We start from the raw sequence: 18,540 nt of genomic DNA, 5'->3' as shown, positions 1-18,540 counted from the left end.
GGCATGCCCCAGGGCACATTGAAACCACCTCAACCATCAAGCATGAAGGGGAAAGACACTGCGCCTGAGCGCGAACAAAAAGGGGAGCACGTCAGGTTCGACCCCGCCAACCGCACCCGCACGGTAATCGTGCCGGCGGAGGGAGTGGGTTAGGCTTCGTTCGAGAGCCGGCTCTGCGCTTGGGTGATGATGCTGCCCGGCGGTACGCTTTGCGTGAGCCACACATTGCCGCCGATGGTGGAGCCCCGCCCGACAGTGATGCGCCCCAGCACGGTGGCGCCAGCGTAGATCACCACATTGTCCTCGATGATCGGGTGGCGTGGTTCGCCCTTCACCAGCATGCCGTTCTCGTCCTCGGTGAAGCGCTTCGCCCCCAGCGTGACATGCTGATACAGCCGCACATTCTCGCCGATGATGGCGGTCTGACCGATCACCACGCCGGTGCCGTGGTCGATGAAGAAGCGCTGGCCGATCTGCGCCTGGGGGTGGATGTCGATGCCCGTTTCGGCCTGGGAGATGCCCGCCAGCAGCCGGGCAACCAGCGGCGCGCCGAGCTTGTGCAGCACATTCGCCAGACGATGGTGGATGATGGCGCGCATGCCGGGATAGGCCAGCAGCACTTCGGCCATGGAACTGGCGGCCGGGTCGCCCTGATAGGCGGCCATCAGGTCCTCGGCCAGCATGCCGCGCAGGCAGGGGAGCTGAGCCGCGAAATCGCGGACGATGGCGGTGGCCTGTTCCTCGGCCGGGGTGTCGGTATGTCCAGGCGGGAGGAACAGCAGGTCTCGCCGCACCTGCTCGTTAAGCGCGGTGAGCGACTGCGACAGCGTATGGCCGACGAAATAGTCGATGGTCTCGTCGGTCAGGTCCGGGCAGCCGTAATGGCTGGGGAAGAGGGCGGCGAACAGTCCGTCGCGGATCTTCTCCAGCGCGGCGCGCGAGGGTAGCTCGCGGATCTGGCCGCGATGGCGGATTTTATGCGTCACCTCGCGGGAGAGGCGCAGCCCCGCCACCACGTCGGCCAAGTCCGCCACCGTGCTCTGTGCCGCCTGTTGCAGCCCAGGCTTTTGCTCGTTGATACCCATGTTCGGTTGTCCTGCTGCGGCCCCGATCGGCCATGGCAAAAGGTAATACGCGCCCTGACCCGCTGTAAACGGGGGCAGTGCCGAGCCGCTCGGCCAGCCGCGCGCCGCAATACAGCGCCGCGGTGAAGACCAGCGCGCCAGGGGCCAAGCGCCCGGCCAGCACCAGGCCAGGGCCGGGGCAGATGCCAGCCAGCCCCCAGCCCAGCCCGAAAATCGCGGCGCCGAGCAGCAGCCTGGCGTCGATCCTGCGTTTGGCGGGCAGGTCGATGGCCTCGCCCAGCAGGCAATTTTTACGCCGTTTGGCCAGGGCAAAAGCGGGCAGGGCGATGGCGATGGCCCCGCCCATCACCAGCGCCAAAGCCGGGTTCCAGTCCCCGCCGATGTCGAGGAAGGCTTTCACGCGGTCCGGGTCGGTCATGCCCGAGAGCAGCAGGCCCAGCCCGAACAGCAGCCCGAAGGCGAAGGCGGTCAATGCGCGCATCACAGCACATGCCTCCGCACGAATACTGTAAGCCCGGCGACACCCATGAACACCAGCACCGCCGCCAGCGAGCGCGGGGAGAGGCGGGCCAGACCGCAGACGCCATGCCCGCTGGTGCAGCCGCCGCCCAACCGCGTGCCGACCCCGGTGAGCAGCCCGGCCAGGGCAAGCAAGGGCAGGCTCTGTTTGGTGATGTCGGCGGGCAGGGGGTATCCGGCCAGGGCCGCCCCAGCCCCGGCGGCGAGCAGCCCGGCCAGGAACGCCCATTGCCAGAGTGTAGCATCGGGTTTGGTGGCACGGGCGAAGATGCCGCTGATGCCGGCGATGCGGCCATTCACGAGCAGCAGCCCGGCCGAGGCCGTGCCGATCACTGCGCCGCCCGCGAGGGAGTCCGCCAGCATGGCGGGGTTGAGAATAATCGTCATGCATCCTGATATATGTGGATCCGCCGCATTTCGCACGCCTCCTTGGGCATGTTTTGCGGTGCTGGTAATCATGCTCTCCCGTTCCATATTTTCTTGTGTGGATTTTCTCGTGATGAGGCGTGTGGGAAAAAATTACTTTTCAGTGGCTTTATAGGCTAGGTTTCTGAAAAATTATTTCCCATGAAATCGCCGCCTTGCTCTGGACGAGGCGGAAAAAATCTTTATCTGGCGCCAAGGTTCGAGTGTGGGAAAGCTTTGAGATGTCTTTGCATGTGATCACCGCCAACCGTCTGCGCGATGGTGTGTCCGTCTGGTTCGCCGGAGAGCATGGCTGGGCGGAGCATGTGGATGCCGCCGCAACGTATGACGACACGGCCTTGCCCGGCGCGCTGGCGGCGGCGCAGCCCGCCGATGTGGCGGCGCATGTGGTGGAGGTACGGGCCGTTGAGGTGACGCAGGAAGATGGCAAGCTGATGCCGGTGGCGCATCGCGAGCAGATCCGCGCACGCGGTCCCTCGGTACGCGCCGATTTGCCCGCGGGCCCATGGCGTGACGGCGCGGACAAGCTGCCACCGCTGCCATCGGCCAGTTCCACCTCGCCCCATGCCGGCATCTATCACTACGACGAATATGACCGCGACTTCCTGCGCCAGCGCGCGCGTGAATTTGGCGAGCAGGTGGAACGCCGCCGCGCGGGCGAGCTCTCCGAGGACGAGTTCAAGCCGCTGCGCCTGATGAACGGGCTGTATCTGCAACTGCACGCCTACATGCTGCGCATCGCCATTCCGTATGGCGTGCTCAGCGCCACGCAGCTGCGCCAGCTCGCCTATGTGGCCCGGCATTACGACCGTGGCTACGGCCATTTCACCACCCGCCAGAATATCCAGTTCAACTGGCTGCGGCTGGAGGATACCCCTGCCGCCCTGGCCGCGCTGGCCGAGGCGGATCTGCACGGTATCCAGACCTCTGGCAACTGCATCCGCAACGTGACGACGGACGAGTACGCCGGTGCGGCGGCGGATGAGGTGATCGACCCGCGCCTCTACGCCGAGATCCTGCGCCAGTGGTCCACGGATCACCCCGAGTTCACCTATCTGCCGCGCAAGTTCAAGATTGCCATCACCGGCGCGCCGCATGACCGTGCAGCTGTGCGTGTGCATGACATCGGCATCGAGGTGCATAAAAACGAAGCCGGTGAGCCGGTGTTCCGCATCTTCGCCGGTGGCGGTCTGGGCCGCACGCCCTATGTGGCGATCAAGCTGCGCGACGACGTGCCGCTGGCCGAGCTGCTGCGTTATAACGAGGCGGTTCTGCGCGTGTACAACGCGCTCGGTCGGCGCGACAATATGTATAAGTCGCGCATCAAGATCCTGATCCGCGAGATGAAGCCGGAAGCCTTCATCCAGATGGTCGAGGACGAATACGCGGCGTTGCCGCCGGATTATTGCGTGCTGACGCCGGAGTTGGTTGCCGCCGTGGCCGCGCGCTTCCCGGTGCCGGAATTCACGCGCCAGGATAGCGGCGTGTTCGCGAAAGCCCTGGCGGAGGATGCGGATTTCGCCGCCTGGGTGGAGCGGAACACGCATGGGCACCGCGATCCGGGCTATATCTCGGCGCAGATATCGCTGAAGCCGATCGGCGGCATCCCCGGCGATGCCAGCGCCGATGAAATGGACGCGGTGGCCGATCTGGCCGACAAATATTCGCTGGGCGAGATCCGCGTGAGCCATGTGCAGAATCTGGTTCTGCCGCATGTCGCCAAGGACGATCTCCCCGCTTTGTATCAGGGGCTGGTGAAGGTGGGGCTCGCTTCGGCCAATGTGGGGCTGATCTCGGACATCATCGCCTGCCCGGGTATGGATTACTGTGCCTTGGCCACGGCCCGCTCCATTCCGGTGGCGCAGCGCTTGGCCGAGCGCTTCGCCGGGCGCGAGCGGGAGATCGGCACGCTGTACGTGAACATCTCCGGCTGCATCAATGCCTGCGGGCATCACCATGTCGGGCATATCGGGCTGCTCGGCGTCGATAAGAACGGCGAGGAAGTGTACCAGATTACCCTCGGCGGTGCGGCGGATGAGAACGCCGCGATCGGCTCCATCATCGGCCCGGCCGTGCCCACGGCCAATGTGCCGGATGCCATCGAGGCGATCGTGAACGCCTATGTGGCCCAGCGCACACCGGGCGAAAAGTTCATCGACACTTACCGCCGCCTCGGCGCGGCGCCGTTCAAGGAGGCCGTCAATGCCGCTCGTTAACGCCAAGGGCGAGGAAATCGCGGACGCCGGCGTGGCCGGGCTGCGCCTGACGCCCGATGCGAAGATCGAGGACATCGCCACCCAGCTCCCCGGGGCGGCGCTGATCGAGATCGAGTTCCCGAAATTCCGAGACGGGCGCGGCTTTACCCTGGCCCGCACGTTGCGGGAGCGCCATGGCTATAAGGGCGATTTGCGCGCCGTCGGGCATTTCATCCCCGACCAGTTCGCAGCGCTGATCGCCTGCGGCTTCACCTCATTCCTCACGCCGCCCGAGCATACCCCGGCCCAATTCGCCGCCGCGCTGCGCGAGCACCGCCAGCCGGGCCAGTTGCTGCGCCGGAGCCTGGGGCGCGCGCTGGAGGGGTAGTGTAAGCTTTCAGTCAAGCTGAATAACCGTTGCGGACCGCAGCCGGCATTGCCGCTGCGGTCTTTTTTTTGATGAATTGCCAGCCTTGTGTGCACAAAAAGGTGATTTGACGAAATTTGAGTGTTCTTAATAAGGGAAAGGTGTACGATTTGTAATGTTTTTGTGCGCTAACGGAATTAACGCGCATTTGGGGAAGCTTGGGGGATCTGATGGCGGGGTGGATTTGGACGGGCGCTGCTGGCGACGGCGGCTTCAGCACGGCGGCTAACTGGAGCCCGGCTACAGTACCGGACAATAGCGACAATGCGGGCATTTTTGTGCCGGGTGGATCGTCAATCACCCTCACCAGCTCGCCAACTCTCAGCGCGATTACCGTTACGGGTACCGGCACCGCCACGTTCACTGGCGCCTACACGCTCAACACCAACGGCCTCGATTTCCAGAATGGTGGTGAGACGCTGGCACTCGGCAGCACGACCAAGCTGGTGATTTCCGGCGCCATCAGCCCCACCGGCACGGGAAATTTCGGCATTACCGGCGGTATCGTGACGGTGAGTACCGGTGCGACGCTGGCCAGAGGGCAGGATCTCATCCTGACGAACACGACCCTGTCCTCGCCGACGGCCTTCTCCGGTGCCGGCTTGCTGACCCTCAACGGGGCGACCGTGGATTTTACCGGCGCCTCGCCGACCGTGGCGATTTATTTTGACCCGGTGACGAGTGGCGGCACGAAGAACGTGTTGAACCTGCCGCAATGGCCGAGCAATCTCGTGATCGAGAATTTCTCCTACGGGGACCAGATTTCTTGCGGCGGGCAGGTGCTGAAGCTGGTTTCGACCGGCAGCGAGAATGCCAGCGGCCAGACCATCTACGACTTGGAAAACAGCTCTGGCGCATCCTTTGGCACAGTGACGCTGGCTGCCGGCACGGCGGGGGCGAGCGGGGCGGCTTCGGGCTATACGATCACGCTGCTGAATTCGAGTGGCACCGAATATACCTATCCCTGCTTCTGCGCTGGCACGCGTCTGGCGGCTGAGGAGGGCGAGATCGAGGTTCAGGACGTGGTGCCCGGCACCCGTCTGCGCTTGGCCGATGGCCGTGTGGCCGAGGTCCGCTGGGTTGGCGCCAGCCGCGTTGCCACCCGTTTTGCCGATCCGCTGCGCGCATTTCCCATCCGCATCGCCGCTGGTGCGCTGGGCGATAATCTGCCCGTGCGCGCTCTGCTGGTCTCGCCCGACCATGCCATGTTCCTTGATGGTGTGCTGGTTCAGGCTGCGGCGCTGGTTGGTTTCCCCGGCATCACGCGTGAGTATGGCATGCCGGAGGTCTTCGACTACTATCATGTCGAGCTGGATGCGCATGAATTGCTGCTGGCCGAGGGGGCGCCGACCGAATCGTTCGTCGACAATATCGATCGCATGAACTTCCATAACTGGGATGAGCGCTCTGCCCCGGTGGAGCCGATTGCCGAGATGGAATATCCGCGCGCCAAGTCCGCCCGCCAATTGCCCACGGGCCTGCGCGCCCGTTTGGGGGCGCGCCCCGGCGAATCCAAAGTGGCCTGAGGCCGAAATAGCCGCTTAACCACACACGCTGATAGTCGAAACAGCAGGTTCGCCGCTGGGTATCCCGTACCTGGCGGCGTTCGGCGTTTGGGTGCCGGCACGCGATTAAGGTTAAGCGTTTGGAAACCATATTTCGTCAATATCGTTGCGGAAGGTGGTGCGATGGAAGGCGAAGGCGCGGCTGGTTTTCAGCGTGTTGGCAGGGCTGCTCCGGCGCCAGGGGCCACGGGGGTTCTGCCGCGCTTTGCCGACCTGCCGTTGCTGGTGAAAATCGGCATCGCGCCGGCCTTCGCCATGGTGATGCTGGTTGTAGCTCTGGGCTGTGCGCTGTGGTCGCAGCAGCGCCAGCTCGCGGTGCTGAACGCGGTACTGGCCGAGGATAACGCCCGAAACCAGCTTGAGATTAGCGCCAAGGCGATCTCAATCGCCAACGGCGCGTTTTATCATTGCCTTGGCTGGCAGGCCAATGGCGGCACTCCCGGCGCCGTGCAGGCCGGGTTGCAGGACGTGCTGGCCCAGCTCGACACGGCGCGCCAGAATTTGCGCCGGGTGCAGCGCTTCGTGCCGCCCAGCGAGCGGGGGGATTATGCCCAGGCCCTGCAGGAGCTGGATGATTACCGTGGCGCGATCAGCCGCCTCGCCGCCTTCACGGATGATAATTTCGGCAGTGCGGGGCGGTATATCGTGCCGTATGAGCTGGAGCGTGAACGCGCGGCCGCGCAGCTCGATAAGCTGGCCATGGCGATGAACGAGCAGGCGCGGGCGCTCGCGGTGCAAAGCCAGGGGGTGGCACGGCGGATCGCCATCATCGCGGTGGCTGGCGTGCTGCTCACCTTGTTGCTGGTGGTGACGGTGGTGTGGCTGGTTTTTGCCGCCATCCGGCAGACGGTGGGGGAAATCTGCCAAGCCACGGAGCGTCTCGCCGCCGGGCGGCTGGATATCGATTTGTACCCTCTGCGCCGCCATGACGAGTTCGGCGCCATCGTGCGCTCGCTGGAGGTGTTCGAGGAGAATCAGCGCCGCCTCACCATGCTCCGGGCAGAGAAGAAGATCATGGAAAAGCGCCAGAAGGAGGTGCGAGCCCTGGCGGATCTCGACGAACTGACCGGGCTGCTGAACCGCCGGGCCATGGTCCCGCTGGTCAAACGGCAGGTGCAGGTCCGGCAGGAGAGGGCGGAGGACGTGCAGCCCACCTGTCTGGCGATGATCGACCTCGATCACTTCAAAGCCGTGAACGACGATTACGGGCATCTCGCGGGGGACGAGGCGTTGCGCATCGTTGCCCATGCCTGTGTTGATGCCCTGCGCTGCGGCGACGTGCTGGCCCGTTGGGGCGGCGAGGAATTTCTGCTGATGTTGCCTAATACCGGGCTGCAGACGGCGGCTTTATGCCTCGAGCGGTTGCGGGCGCTGCTGGCGCATACGCCGTTCGATAGCATCGAGCCTGGGCTTAGCCTGACGATCTCCGCCGGGGTGGCCGAGATCGTGCCGGGCGATACGATCGAGGCAGCCATCGCACGCGCCGACCAGGCGCTTTATGCCGCCAAGCGCGGCGGGCGGAACCAGGTGGTGCTGGCGGGGGAAGAGACTGTATCGGCAGCCTGACAGGCGGCGGCTTTTATGGTTAGCTCGGGCAGGGCTTGCGCGGCTCCCGGAATGGCGCAATAAACCTATAAGAATTATGGAGAGATGGCATGCCGGTTAACAGCGTTCTCGAAACCATTGGCAAGACCCCGCATATCCGCCTCGGCCGCCTGTTCCCCGAGGCAAACGTGTGGGTGAAATCCGAACGCACCAACCCGGGTGGCTCGATCAAGGACCGTATCGCGCTGGCCATGATCGAGGCGGCTGAAGCCTCCGGTGTGCTCAAGCCGGGCGGGCTGATCATTGAGCCGACCTCCGGCAATACCGGCGTGGGCCTCGCTTTGGTGGCGGCGGTGAAGGGCTATAAGCTGATCCTGGTGATGCCGGAGAGCATGTCCATCGAGCGCCGCCGCCTGATGCAGGTTTATGGCGCGACCTTTGACCTCACTCCGCGCGAGAAGGGCATGAAGGGCGCCATCGCCCGCGCCGCCGAGCTGGCCGAGCAGAATCCCGGCTCCTTCATCCCGCAGCAATTTGAAAATCCGGCCAATATCGCCATCCACGCTCGCACCACGGCGCAGGAAATCCTGGCTGACTTCCCCGAGGGGTTGGATGTCATCATCACCGGCGTTGGCACGGGCGGCCACATCACCGGCGTGGCCGAGACGCTGAAGCCCCATTGGCCGAACCTGAAGGTATATGCCGTGGAGCCCGCCGCCTCGCCGGTGATCTCGGGTGGTTCCCCGGCCCCGCACCCCATCCAGGGCATCGGCGCCGGGTTTATCCCCGCCAACCTGCATCTCAACGCCATCGACGGCGTGATCCAGGTGGAGGGCGAGGAGGCCAAGGACTTCGCCCGCCGCTCCGCCACCACCGAGGGGCTGCTCGTCGGCATTTCCTCCGGCGCCACGCTGGCGGCCATTGCCAAGAAGCTGCCCGAGCTGTCCGCCGGCAGCCGCATCCTGGGCTTCAACTACGACACGGGCGAGCGCTACCTCTCGGTGCCGGATTTCCTGCCAGCTTGACGTGAATCAATGTAAGCGGCTTGGCGCCGGTTCATGGACAAGCCCATGACCGATGCCGAGCTGATCGCCCGCTACCATGGGCGCGTACCACGCTATACCAGCTACCCCACCGCGCCGCATTTCCACCCCGGTATAGGCGCCGAGACCTACGCGCAATGGCTGGCCGAGTTGCCGCCTGACGCCGCCGTCTCACTCTATATCCATGTTCCCTTCTGCGACCGGCTCTGCCTGTATTGCGGCTGCAACACCACCGTGGTGCGCAATGACAGGCCTAAGCGCGCCTATGCGGTGTGGCTTTCGCGCGAGCTGGATCTGCTGGCCGACCTGATCGGCCGCCGCGCCATCGTCACTCAGGTGCACTGGGGCGGAGGCACGCCCACCGCCATGCCGGAGGACTGCCTTACCGGCATCATGGACCATGTCCGCAAGCGCTTCCATCTGCGTGCCGATGCCGAGGTGGCGATCGAGATCGACCCGACCTCGCTGACGCCTGACTGCCTGGACGCGCTGCGCCTGATGGGCGTGAACCGCGCCAGCCTCGGCGTGCAGGATTTCGACGAGGCGGTGCAGGAGGCCATCGGCCGGCACCAGAGCTTCGAGGAAACCGCCGCCGCGGCCCAGGCGCTGCGCGGGCTGGGCGTCACCTCGCTCAATCTCGACCTGATCTACGGCCTGCCGCACCAGACCACCGAGTCCGTGGCCCGCACCGCGCGCCAAGCCCTGGCGCTCAAGGCCGACCGCGCCGCCGTGTTCGGCTACGCCCATGTGCCCTGGATGAAGAAACACCAGAGCCTGATCCCCGAAGCCGCGTTGCCGGGGGGCGAGGCGCGTCTCGCCCAGGAGCGGATGATCCGCCAAGTGCTGGAGCATGAGGGGGGGTATATCCCCGTCGGGCTGGACCATTACGCTTTGCCGGGCGATGCCATGGCCGCTGCCGTGCAGGAGAAAGCGCTGCACCGCAATTTCCAGGGCTACACCACCGATGCCACGCCCGTGTTGCTCGGGCTCGGGGCTTCGTCCATCGGCGCGCTGCCGCAGGGTTATGTGCAGAACGCCACTGGCGTGCCCGCTTACGAGGCAGCGATCAACGAGGGGCGCTTGCCCGTTGCGCGCGGCGTGGCGCTGAGCGCGGATGACCGGCTGCGCCGCGCGGTGATCGAGCGCATCATGTGCGATCTGGAGTTGGATATCCCCGCCTTGGCCAAAACCATGGGGTCTGACCCCGCGCCGCTGCTGGAAGATGCAGTACCACTCAGTGGTTTTGCCGCAGATGGACTGGTGGAGTGGGATGGAAAGCGCGTGCGCGTGACTGAGCGCGGCCGTCCCTTCGTGCGCAATGTTGCAGCGCTTTTCGATGTCTATCTGAAGCAGGCCAACGCCGCGACGCCGCGCCACTCTGCTGCGGTTTGATGTTTTGAAAGTTTCTGGCGCCGCCTTTTTTGTGAAAAAGGCGGTGTCATTGCGGCTTTTTGAAAAAAGCTGAACCAAAAAATTTTGTTACTTTAAGGCGGACGCTACAACACTTTAATTCCGAAATTGAAGCGTTTTGTGTTGGATGGGTCTCAAGAAAAAACCCTGCCATGATTTCTCATGGCAGGGCCAAGTCTGGGGAGTGTATCCGCTTTGGGATGACCAATATGTGCCTCTCTTTGCGGATCCGTTCCTTGATACAAATCAAAAGTTGAAAACAACCCGGAAATTTTTTGGCCGCGTGCGTTCCTTAATGCTCGCGCACATTGCCAAGGCGGCGGTACAGTGTGTTGCGGCTGATGCCCAAATTGCGCGCGGCGGCGGCGATGTTGCCGCCCGCCTCCGCCACCGCGGCGGCGATCATCGCGTCCGACTGTTCCCGCAACGTGGCGCCGGAGGCTTCCAACGTTACAGTGGTGGGGCGCTTGGTGGTGAGTTCGCGCAAAGCTTCCTCGCTGAGGTGATGCAGGTGAAGTGTGTCCTCACCCTCGTCCAGCATCAGGCAGGCGGTACGCAGCATCCCTGAGAGCTGGCGCAGATTGCCGGGCCAGGTATAGCGGGCGCAGGCTTCGGCCAGCTCGGGCGAAAGGGTAGGGGCCCGGCCTCCGCGCGCGGCTGCCTCGCGCGCCAGGATGCGTTCGGTCAGCGCCGCTACGTCGGTGCGCTCGCGCAAGGGCGGCAGCGAGACGGAAAGCCCGTTCAGCCGGTAATACAGGTCGGAGCGGAAGGTCTTGGCCGCGATGCGGGCCGTGAAATCCGCATGGGTGGCGGAGATGAGCAGGAAATCCACCGGCACGGGCTTGCCGCCGATGGGGGTGACGGTACCTTCCTCCAACACGCGCAGCAGGCGGGTCTGCATCGCCAGCGGCATGTCTCCGATCTCGTCCAGGAACAGCGTGCCGCCATGCGCCTCGCGGATGCGCCCGGGCGAGCCCTCCTTGCGCGCGCCGGTAAAGGCGCCGGGAGCGTGGCCGAACAGCTCGGACTCGATCAGCGTCTCCGGCAGGGCGGCGCAGTTCACCGCCACGAACGGCCCGTTGGCGCGCGGCCCCGCGGCATGGATGGCGTGGGCGAAGAAATCCTTGCCCGCCCCCGTTTCGCCTTGCAGCAGGATGGGCACCTTGCGTCCCAGCACCCGGCGGAGCTGGCTGATGGCCTTGGACACGCGGGCATCGCCGGTGTCCAGTTCGGCCAGGGCGTCGGGCTGTTGAATGTCCGCCGCGGGGACGGCGGGGCGGCGAATCACCGGGGCGCGCATCTGCTCCACGGTGAGGTAGAGCAACTCGCCATTGCGCAGGCGTACGCCCGCGGCCTCGGTTTGCGAGCGCAGCCCCAGCGCCATCAACTCAGGGATGGTCATGTCGAACAGGCTGCAAATGTCGCGCTTGCCGATATCCTCGTACTTCAGGCCCAGCATGGCAAAGCCGGGGCGGTTGGCGCCCAGGATTCGGCCATCCTCGCCGATGGCCACGGCACCTTCCATCAGGCTGCCCAGGCAGTTGCTGGACATATGGAAGCGCAGTTTGGTCTGGAGGACGAAATTCAGCTCGAAAATACGCTTCTCGATCATCTGCGCGGCGGCGCGCACCAGCCCGAAAGTGTGCGGGTGGTAGCGCCGGGCGTCGCAGGAGATGTCGATCGCGCCGAGGAGCTTGCCGTCCGGCTCGGTGAGCGGGGCGGCGGCGCAGGCCAGGAAGCTGTTATGGCGCAGGTAATGCTCGGCGCCTGTCACCACAATCGGCTTGCGCTCAATGAGCGCTGTGCCGATGGCGTTGGTGCCGCGCGCCTCCTCGGCCCAGGAGGCGCCGGGGCTGAGCGCCACCTGGGCGGCGCGGGTGCAAAAATCGGCATCGCCGGCGGAATCCAGCAGGTAGCCGTTCTCGTCCGAGAGCAGCATCACGCAGCCGGAGTCTTTGATCTGGCTGTAGAAATATTCCATCACCGGCCGCGCCTGGGTCACCAGCGTCGCGCGCCGCTCGGCCGCCATGCGCCGCTCGGCATGGGTGAGGTGCGGGTCGTCCCGCCGGTTTTGCTCGGGCGTCAGCCCGGCGGTCCGGCAACGCTGCCAGGACCGGCTGATATCCCCGGGATCGACGCCTCCTGGCGCGGCGGCAAAGTGATTCAACGCTTCTGCCCTAGCGGATAGTGAGAACGGCTGCATGGCCTTCGCGGTTTCCTGTCCCAGTGGTTTTAGGCGGACGCTTCTTGCTTTATTGTGCAGCGTCCTTGGTTTTTAAGGTTGGCGTGGCTAGGGCGCCAATGCAAATATCTTAGCAGTCTGTCCTGTTTTGGTACAGCGTGACATTTCGGCGCGTGACAAACTGAGTAGCTTCCCCATCCGACATGCACTATAATCCATTTCTGCCGGGGGTTTTCCACGCCTTGCCGGTTTGGCACGGGTCTTGCCTTGAAGCTGGTCGAGGCCTGTCCCAGATAAACGGGCCGGACAACGTATCCGCTTTGTAAACATAACGAGGAAACAGACATGCTTGATGCCGCCATTTCCCCCGCCGCCGGCAGCGCCGTCGCCGGCTTCTCCTTCAAGCCCCGCTACGACAACTTCATCAACGGCAAGTTCACCGCCCCGCTCGACGGCCAGTATTTCGACAACATCTCCCCCATCACCGGCCGTCCCTTCACCCAGGCGGCGCGCTCGAAAGAGGCGGACATCAACCTGGCGCTGGACGCCGCCCATGCCGCGGCCGATGCCTGGGGCAAGACCTCTCCCACCGCCCGCGCCAACATCCTGCTGAAGATCGCGGACCGCATGGAGCAGAACCTGGACCTGCTCGCTTATGTCGAGACCGTCGATAACGGCAAGCCGATCCGCGAGACCACCTTCGCCGACGTGCCGCTGGCCATCGACCACATGCGCTATTTCGCCTCCTGCATCCGCGCGCAGGAAGGCTCTCTCGCCGAGATCGACGAGACCACCATCGCCTATCATTACCACGAGCCGCTGGGCGTGGTCGGTCAGATCATCCCCTGGAACTTCCCGCTGCTGATGGCCGTGTGGAAGCTGGCCCCGGCGCTGGCCGCTGGTAACTGCGTGGTGCTGAAGCCCGCCGAGCAAACCCCGGTCTCCGTGCTGGTGCTGGCCGAGCTGATCGGCGACCTGCTGCCGGCTGGCGTGCTCAACATCGTCAACGGCTTCGGCCTGGAAGCGGGCAAGCCGCTCGCCTCTTCCAACCGCATCGCCAAGATCGCCTTCACCGGTGAGACCTCCACCGGCCGGCTGATCATGCAGTATGCCAGCCACAACCTCATCCCGGTCACGCTGGAACTCGGCGGCAAGTCCCCGAACATCTTCTTCGAGGACGTGATGAACGAGGACGATGCCTTCCTCGACAAGGCGGTTGAAGGTCTGGTTCTGTTCGCGCTCAACCAGGGCGAGGTTTGCACCTGTCCGTCGCGCGCCTTCATCCAGGAGAGCATCTATGATCGCTTCATGGAGAAGGTGCTGAAGCGCGTCGCCGCCATCAAGCAGGGCAGCCCGCTGGACATCGCCACCATGATCGGTGCCCAGGCCTCCTCCGAGCAGGTGCAGAAGATCCTCTCCTACATCGACATCGGCAAGCAGGAAGGTGCTGAGCTGCTCATCGGCGGCCAGCGCGCCAATCTCGGCGGCGCGCTGTCGGATGGCTATTACATCCAGCCGACCGTGTTCCGCGGCAACAACAAGATGCGCATCTTCCAGGAGGAAATCTTCGGGCCGGTGCTCTCCGTCACCACCTTCAAGACCGAGGAAGAAGTGCTGCACGCCGCCAACGACACGCTGTACGGCCTGGGCGCCGGCGTGTGGTCGCGCGACGGCAACCGCGCCTACCGCATGGGCCGTGGCATCAAGGCTGGCCGCGTGTGGACCAACTGCTACCACCTGTACCCCGCCCACGCGGCGTTCGGCGGTTACAAGCAGTCCGGCATCGGGCGTGAGACGCACAAGATGATGCTCGACCACTACCAGCAGACCAAGAACCTGCTGGTCAGCTACAGCCCGAATGCCCTTGGCTTCTTCTGAGCTGAACACGGTTCCAGCGCGGGTTCTGGCGACAGACACCGCGCTGGAGCTGATAGCCCAGCTTCAGGCAAAATACGGCGCGGTTCTGTTTCATCAGTCAGGCGGCTGTTGCGACGGGTCCGCGCCGATGTGTTATCCGGTCGGCGATTATCTGCTGAGCCCGGATGACGTGAAGCTTGGTGAGATCGGCGGCGCGGGGTTCTATATGAGCCCCTCGCAGTTCGAATACTGGAAACATACCCAGCTGATTATCGACGTGGTCGAGGGGATTGGCGGGATGTTTTCGCTGGAGAACGGCACGGGCAAGCGTTTCCTTACCCGTTCTCGTCTGTTTACCGAGGCCGAACTGGCCGCGCTCAGCCTGTAATGTCTCTGGCGTCCGCCCGTTCCTGTTGATAGAAATCAATGCGGTACGGGCGGCGCGTGGCAATGTCCGGTCCACAGAATAATGGGATGAACAGAGATGACCGTGACGGCAGCCGATATCATGAACCGCAACGTGGTGGTGGTGCACCCGTTCGACAACGTGTCGAAGGTGGCTGGCGTGCTGGCCGAGCATGGGATCAGCGCGGCGCCGGTGGTTGATGCCGAGGGCAAGCTGCTCGGCATGGTGAGCGAGCAGGATCTGATGCGCCAGCTCGGCGCCAAGCAGGAGAGCCGCCGCGCCTGGTGGCTGGAGATGCTGGCCGAGGGCGAGGATCTGGCGCCGGATTTCGTTGAATATCTGAAGCAGGAAAAGCGCACCGCCGGGGATCTGATGACGCATGACGTGGTCAGCGTGACGGAGGATGTTGCCGTGGCCGATATCGTGGATCTGCTGGCGCAGCACCATATCAAACGCGTACCCGTGCTGCGTGAGGGCAAAGTGGTCGGCATCGTCAGCCGCGCCGACATTATCCGTACCGTCGCCGCGGGCCGGCTTAAGGGCTGAACGCCGCGCTGCGGCACTGGAGAGGCCTGACGTGGCTAAAGAGAAAGACGGCGTTTCACGTTTCGGGTTTATCCTTGCCGCGGTGTTGATCTCGCTGCTGGTGTTCTCGGTGCTGACCCGGCAAGCCCAGCAGCAGGTCAAGGTTATTCCCTACAGCCAATTTCAGTCCCTGCTGCAGGCGGGGCAGGTGGATAATCTGGTGGTGGGCGAGAGCCAGATCACCGGCACGCTGAAGAACGCCGCCCCTGGCGAGCCCTCCGAGTTTGAGACTGACCGTGTGGACCCCAGCTTGGCGAAGGATCTGGCCAAGCAGAAGATCACTTTCTCCGGTGAACCTTCGCCGGGCTTCCTCTCCTCCTTGCTCGGCTGGCTGGCGCCGCTGCTGCTGTTCGGCGGGCTTTGGTACATGCTGCTGGGCGGGCGCATGGGCGGCGCTGGCGGCGTGCTGGCCGTAGGCAAGAGCCGCGCGCGTGTGTACGCCGAGAGCGACGTGGCGGTGCGGTTCAAGGATGTCGCCGGGGTGGAGGAAGCCAAGGCCGAACTGAAAGAGGTCGTGGACTTCCTGAAGAACCCCGGTGCCTATGGCAGGTTGGGCGCGCATATCCCCAAGGGCGTGCTGCTGGTCGGTCCGCCGGGCACAGGCAAGACGCTGCTGGCCCGCGCCGTGGCGGGCGAGGCGAATGTGCCGTTCTTCTCTATCTCCGGCTCCGAGTTCGTGGAGATGTTCGTCGGCGTTGGCGCCGCGCGCGTGCGCGATCTGTTCGAGCAGGCCCGCAAGTCTGCCCCGGCCATTATCTTTATCGACGAGCTGGACTCCCTGGGGCGCGCCCGCAACGCCGCGATCCCCGGTGGCGGCAACGACGAAAAAGAGCAGACGCTGAACCAGCTCCTGGCCGAGATGGACGGCTTCGATCCTTCCTCCGGCGTGGTGCTGCTGGCCGCCACCAACAGGCCCGAGATCCTCGACCCCGCTTTGCTGCGCGCCGGGCGGTTCGACCGGCAGATATTGGTGGACCGGCCAGACAAGCCCGGGCGCGTACAGATCCTCGAGCTGCATATGCATAAGGTGAAGCTCGCGCCTGGCGTCTCGGCCGAGGAGATCGCTTCCCTCACCCCCGGCTTCACCGGGGCGGACCTCGCTAATCTGGTGAACGAGGCGGCGCTGCTCGCTACCCGCCGCCAAGCCGAGGAGGTGACGCTGGAGGATTTCAACGAGGCGGTGGAGCGGATTATTGCCGGGCTGGAGAAGCGCACGCGCCTGCTGGTGCCCAAGGAGCGGGAGGTGGTGGCGAATCATGAGCTGGGCCATGCCATCACCGCCATGGCGCTGCCGGATAGCGACAAGGTGCAGAAGATCTCCATCATCCCGCACGGTCTGGCGGCGTTGGGCTACACCATTCAGCGCCCCGGCGAGGACCGCTTCCTCATGAGCCGCGCCGAGCTGATGAACCGCATGACCGTGCTGCTGGGCGGGCGGGCGGCGGAGTCGCTGATTTTCCCTGAGGTCTCCACGGGCGCCTCGGACGATCTGGCCCGTGCGACGGATATCGCCCGCTCCATGGTCGTGCGTTTCGGCATGGACGATAAGCTCGGCCAGATGACCTATGAGCCGGAGACCCAGCATCTGCTCGGCCCCACAGGCGTGCCGGATTGGCGACCGCGCCAGTACTCGGAGCAGACCGCCGCCGCCATTGACGCCGCCATCCACGATCTGGTGGAGAGCGCTTTCAACCGCTCTCGTGCTATCTTGCAGGCGAACATGCCCGTGCTGCGCGAGGCGGCGAAGGAGCTGCTGAAGGACGAGACGATTTCGGGCGCCAAGCTGGATGAGCTGGCAGCCAAGATCCCGCCTTGGACGGATCGTGCCTGACCAGGACGAGGTTATTGCCTTCCTCGCCCGGGGCGCCGAGGCCCGGGCGGAGACACATATCTCCATCGTCTTCCTGCACGCCGATACCGCTTACAAGCTGAAGCGCGCGGTGCGGTTCTCCTATCTCGATTACTCTACTCTGGCCCGGCGCAAGATGTTTTGCGAGGCCGAGCTGCTACTCAACCGCCGCACCGCGCCGGAGCTTTACCGCCGTGTCCGCGCCATCACCCGTTCGGCTTCAGGCGGGCTGGAGTTCGAGGGTCCGGGTGAGCCGGTGGAGTATGTGCTGGAGATGCGGCGCTTCGCCGAGGTGGATCTGTTCGATTCCCTGGCCCGGGCCGGGAAGCTGACGGCCCGGCTGCTGCGCGACCTCACAGACAATATCGTGGCTTTCCACCAACAGGCCGAGCGAACCCCGCGCGACGGCGCTGCCCTGCTGCGAGGGGTGGTGGAGGGCAATGCGGCCAATCTCGCCAAGGCGGGGTTCGACCCAGTGCTGGTGGAACAGGTGAATACCGCCTGCCGCGCGGCGGTGGAGGCACATGCGCCGTTGCTGGCGGTGCGGGGACCGGGCATCAGGCGCTGCCATGGCGATCTGCATCTCGGCAATATCGTGCTCTGGCAGGGCCAGCCGCTGTTGTTCGACTGCATCGAGTTCTGCGACGATTTCGCCTGCATCGACCCGCTCTATGACCTCGCCTTTTTGCTCATGGATTTGCTGCGCCGGGGCGAACGATTCTTCGCGGCATTGGTGTTCAACCGCTATCTCGACCGCACCGCCGAGGCCGAGGGCGTGGCGGCGATGCCGCTGTTCATTGCCGTGCGGGCGGTCATCCGCGCCCATGTGTTGGCGGCGCAGGGCAGGGACAAGGAAGGGAAAACCTATCTCGCCCTGGCGGCGGAGGCGTTGCGCCCCGCCGCGCCGCGCCTGCTCGCCATTGGCGGGGTCAGCGGTTCGGGCAAGTCCACCCTGGCGGCGGCTGTGGCGGCCGAATTCGCGCCCGTGCCTGGGGCGCGGGTGCTGCGGAGCGACGTACTGCGTAAAACCCTATGCGGCGTGGAGCCTGAAACGCGCCTGCCCGAGAGCGCCTATACGCCGCAAATGAGCGCGAGGGTTTACGCCGAAATGCACAATCAGGCCGTGTCGGCACTGGCCGCCGGTTACAGCGTGATTTTGGACGCAGCCTTCCTGCGTCAGGAGGAGCGGGAAGCCGCCGCCGTGTTTGCGGAGCATATGGGCGTGGATTTTACAGGGGTCTGGCTGGATGCGCCGGATGAAGTGCTGATCGCGCGCCTCGATGCCAGGCGGGACGATGCCTCAGATGCCGGTGCGGCGGTGCTGCGGCTGCAGCGGGAGCTGGAGACGGGAGAGATAAGGTGGACCCGGATCGACGCTGCCCAGCCCAAGGCGGCGCAGCGCGACGCGGTCATGAAAAGCCTCGCGCGGGGTTAACCAACCGCGCG

Annotated in this window: 15 protein-coding genes; 11 read left to right on the top strand and 4 right to left on the bottom strand. The window is 64.7% G+C overall.

Features of this window, described 5'->3' with window-relative positions:
- Positions 1 to 149: 149 nt before the first annotated feature.
- The 3 genes from epsC to HNP71_RS09045 are packed head-to-tail and all read right to left on the bottom strand — an operon-like array spanning position 150 to position 2,105.
- Positions 150 to 1,085 carry a serine O-acetyltransferase EpsC gene (gene epsC / locus HNP71_RS09055; protein ID WP_183266568.1) on the bottom strand — a complete coding sequence of 312 codons (936 nt, stop codon included), beginning with the start codon at positions 1,083 to 1,085 and terminating at the stop codon, positions 150 to 152.
- On the bottom strand, positions 976 to 1,566 hold the full coding sequence (locus tag HNP71_RS14085; protein WP_221246727.1) for a DUF6691 family protein: 591 nt from the start codon (positions 1,564 to 1,566) through the stop codon (positions 976 to 978). Before HNP71_RS14085 ends, epsC begins: the two co-directional genes overlap by 110 nt.
- The gene (locus HNP71_RS09045) at positions 1,566 to 2,105 is read right to left on the bottom strand and encodes a YeeE/YedE family protein (protein ID WP_343062375.1); all 540 of its coding nucleotides are present in this window, start codon (positions 2,103 to 2,105) and stop codon (positions 1,566 to 1,568) included. Before HNP71_RS09045 ends, HNP71_RS14085 begins: the two co-directional genes overlap by 1 nt.
- Before the next feature lie 146 nt (positions 2,106 to 2,251).
- Between HNP71_RS09045 and HNP71_RS09040 the strand changes: the two genes are divergently transcribed.
- From HNP71_RS09040 to hemN, 6 genes are all read left to right on the top strand, one after another.
- Positions 2,252 to 4,246 carry a DUF2849 domain-containing protein gene (locus HNP71_RS09040; protein WP_183266566.1) on the top strand — a complete coding sequence of 665 codons (1,995 nt, stop codon included), beginning with the start codon at positions 2,252 to 2,254 and terminating at the stop codon, positions 4,244 to 4,246.
- Complete coding sequence (locus HNP71_RS09035; RefSeq protein WP_246344145.1) at positions 4,233 to 4,613, top strand: DUF934 domain-containing protein; 381 nt, start codon at positions 4,233 to 4,235, stop codon at positions 4,611 to 4,613. The genes HNP71_RS09040 and HNP71_RS09035 overlap by 14 nt, the downstream gene beginning before the upstream one ends.
- A gap of 209 nt (positions 4,614 to 4,822) precedes the next feature.
- Positions 4,823 to 6,178, top strand: a complete 1,356-nt coding sequence (locus HNP71_RS09030) for a Hint domain-containing protein (protein WP_183266564.1) — start codon at positions 4,823 to 4,825, stop codon at positions 6,176 to 6,178.
- Between the two features lie 162 nt (positions 6,179 to 6,340).
- Positions 6,341 to 7,783: a GGDEF domain-containing protein gene (locus HNP71_RS09025; RefSeq protein ID WP_183266563.1), complete on the top strand. Its 1,443-nt coding sequence runs from the start codon at positions 6,341 to 6,343 to the stop codon at positions 7,781 to 7,783.
- An 89-nt stretch (positions 7,784 to 7,872) separates the two neighbouring features.
- Complete coding sequence (cysK, locus tag HNP71_RS09020; protein ID WP_183266562.1) at positions 7,873 to 8,787, top strand: cysteine synthase A; 915 nt, start codon at positions 7,873 to 7,875, stop codon at positions 8,785 to 8,787.
- 33 nt (positions 8,788 to 8,820) lie between these two features.
- On the top strand, positions 8,821 to 10,197 hold the full coding sequence (gene hemN, locus HNP71_RS09015; RefSeq protein WP_183266561.1) for an oxygen-independent coproporphyrinogen III oxidase: 1,377 nt from the start codon (positions 8,821 to 8,823) through the stop codon (positions 10,195 to 10,197).
- A 310-nt stretch (positions 10,198 to 10,507) separates the two neighbouring features.
- Here hemN and HNP71_RS09010 read toward each other — a convergent pair whose 3' ends face one another.
- Complete coding sequence (locus HNP71_RS09010) at positions 10,508 to 12,382, bottom strand: sigma-54-dependent Fis family transcriptional regulator (protein WP_246344144.1); 1,875 nt, start codon at positions 12,380 to 12,382, stop codon at positions 10,508 to 10,510.
- Between the two features lie 360 nt (positions 12,383 to 12,742).
- Between HNP71_RS09010 and adh the strand changes: the two genes are divergently transcribed.
- The 5 genes from adh (at position 12,743) to HNP71_RS08985 (ending at position 18,529) form a co-directional block, all read left to right on the top strand.
- The gene (adh, locus tag HNP71_RS09005) at positions 12,743 to 14,275 is read left to right on the top strand and encodes an aldehyde dehydrogenase (RefSeq protein ID WP_183266559.1); all 1,533 of its coding nucleotides are present in this window, start codon (positions 12,743 to 12,745) and stop codon (positions 14,273 to 14,275) included.
- A complete protein-coding gene (locus HNP71_RS09000) occupies positions 14,256 to 14,642 on the top strand; it encodes a DUF779 domain-containing protein (RefSeq protein WP_183266558.1) in 387 nt (128 codons plus the stop codon). The genes adh and HNP71_RS09000 overlap by 20 nt, the downstream gene beginning before the upstream one ends.
- Positions 14,643 to 14,738: 96 nt before the next feature.
- A complete protein-coding gene (locus tag HNP71_RS08995; protein WP_183266557.1) occupies positions 14,739 to 15,206 on the top strand; it encodes a CBS domain-containing protein in 468 nt (155 codons plus the stop codon).
- Positions 15,207 to 15,237: 31 nt separating this feature from the next.
- Entirely contained in the window at positions 15,238 to 17,076 is a 1,839-nt protein-coding gene (ftsH, locus tag HNP71_RS08990; protein ID WP_183266577.1) for an ATP-dependent zinc metalloprotease FtsH, read from the top strand.
- Positions 17,069 to 18,529 (top strand): bifunctional aminoglycoside phosphotransferase/ATP-binding protein, encoded by a 1,461-nt coding sequence (locus HNP71_RS08985; RefSeq protein WP_221246726.1) that lies wholly within the window; start codon positions 17,069 to 17,071, stop codon positions 18,527 to 18,529. Before ftsH ends, HNP71_RS08985 begins: the two co-directional genes overlap by 8 nt.
- Positions 18,530 to 18,540 lie beyond the last annotated feature (11 nt).

This window comes from Acidocella aromatica, from assembly GCF_014201825.1.
Lineage (GTDB): Bacteria > Pseudomonadota > Alphaproteobacteria > Acetobacterales > Acetobacteraceae > Acidocella > Acidocella aromatica.
Note: the sequence above shows the minus strand (reverse complement) of the source record. Positions and strands in the feature narration are given on the sequence as shown.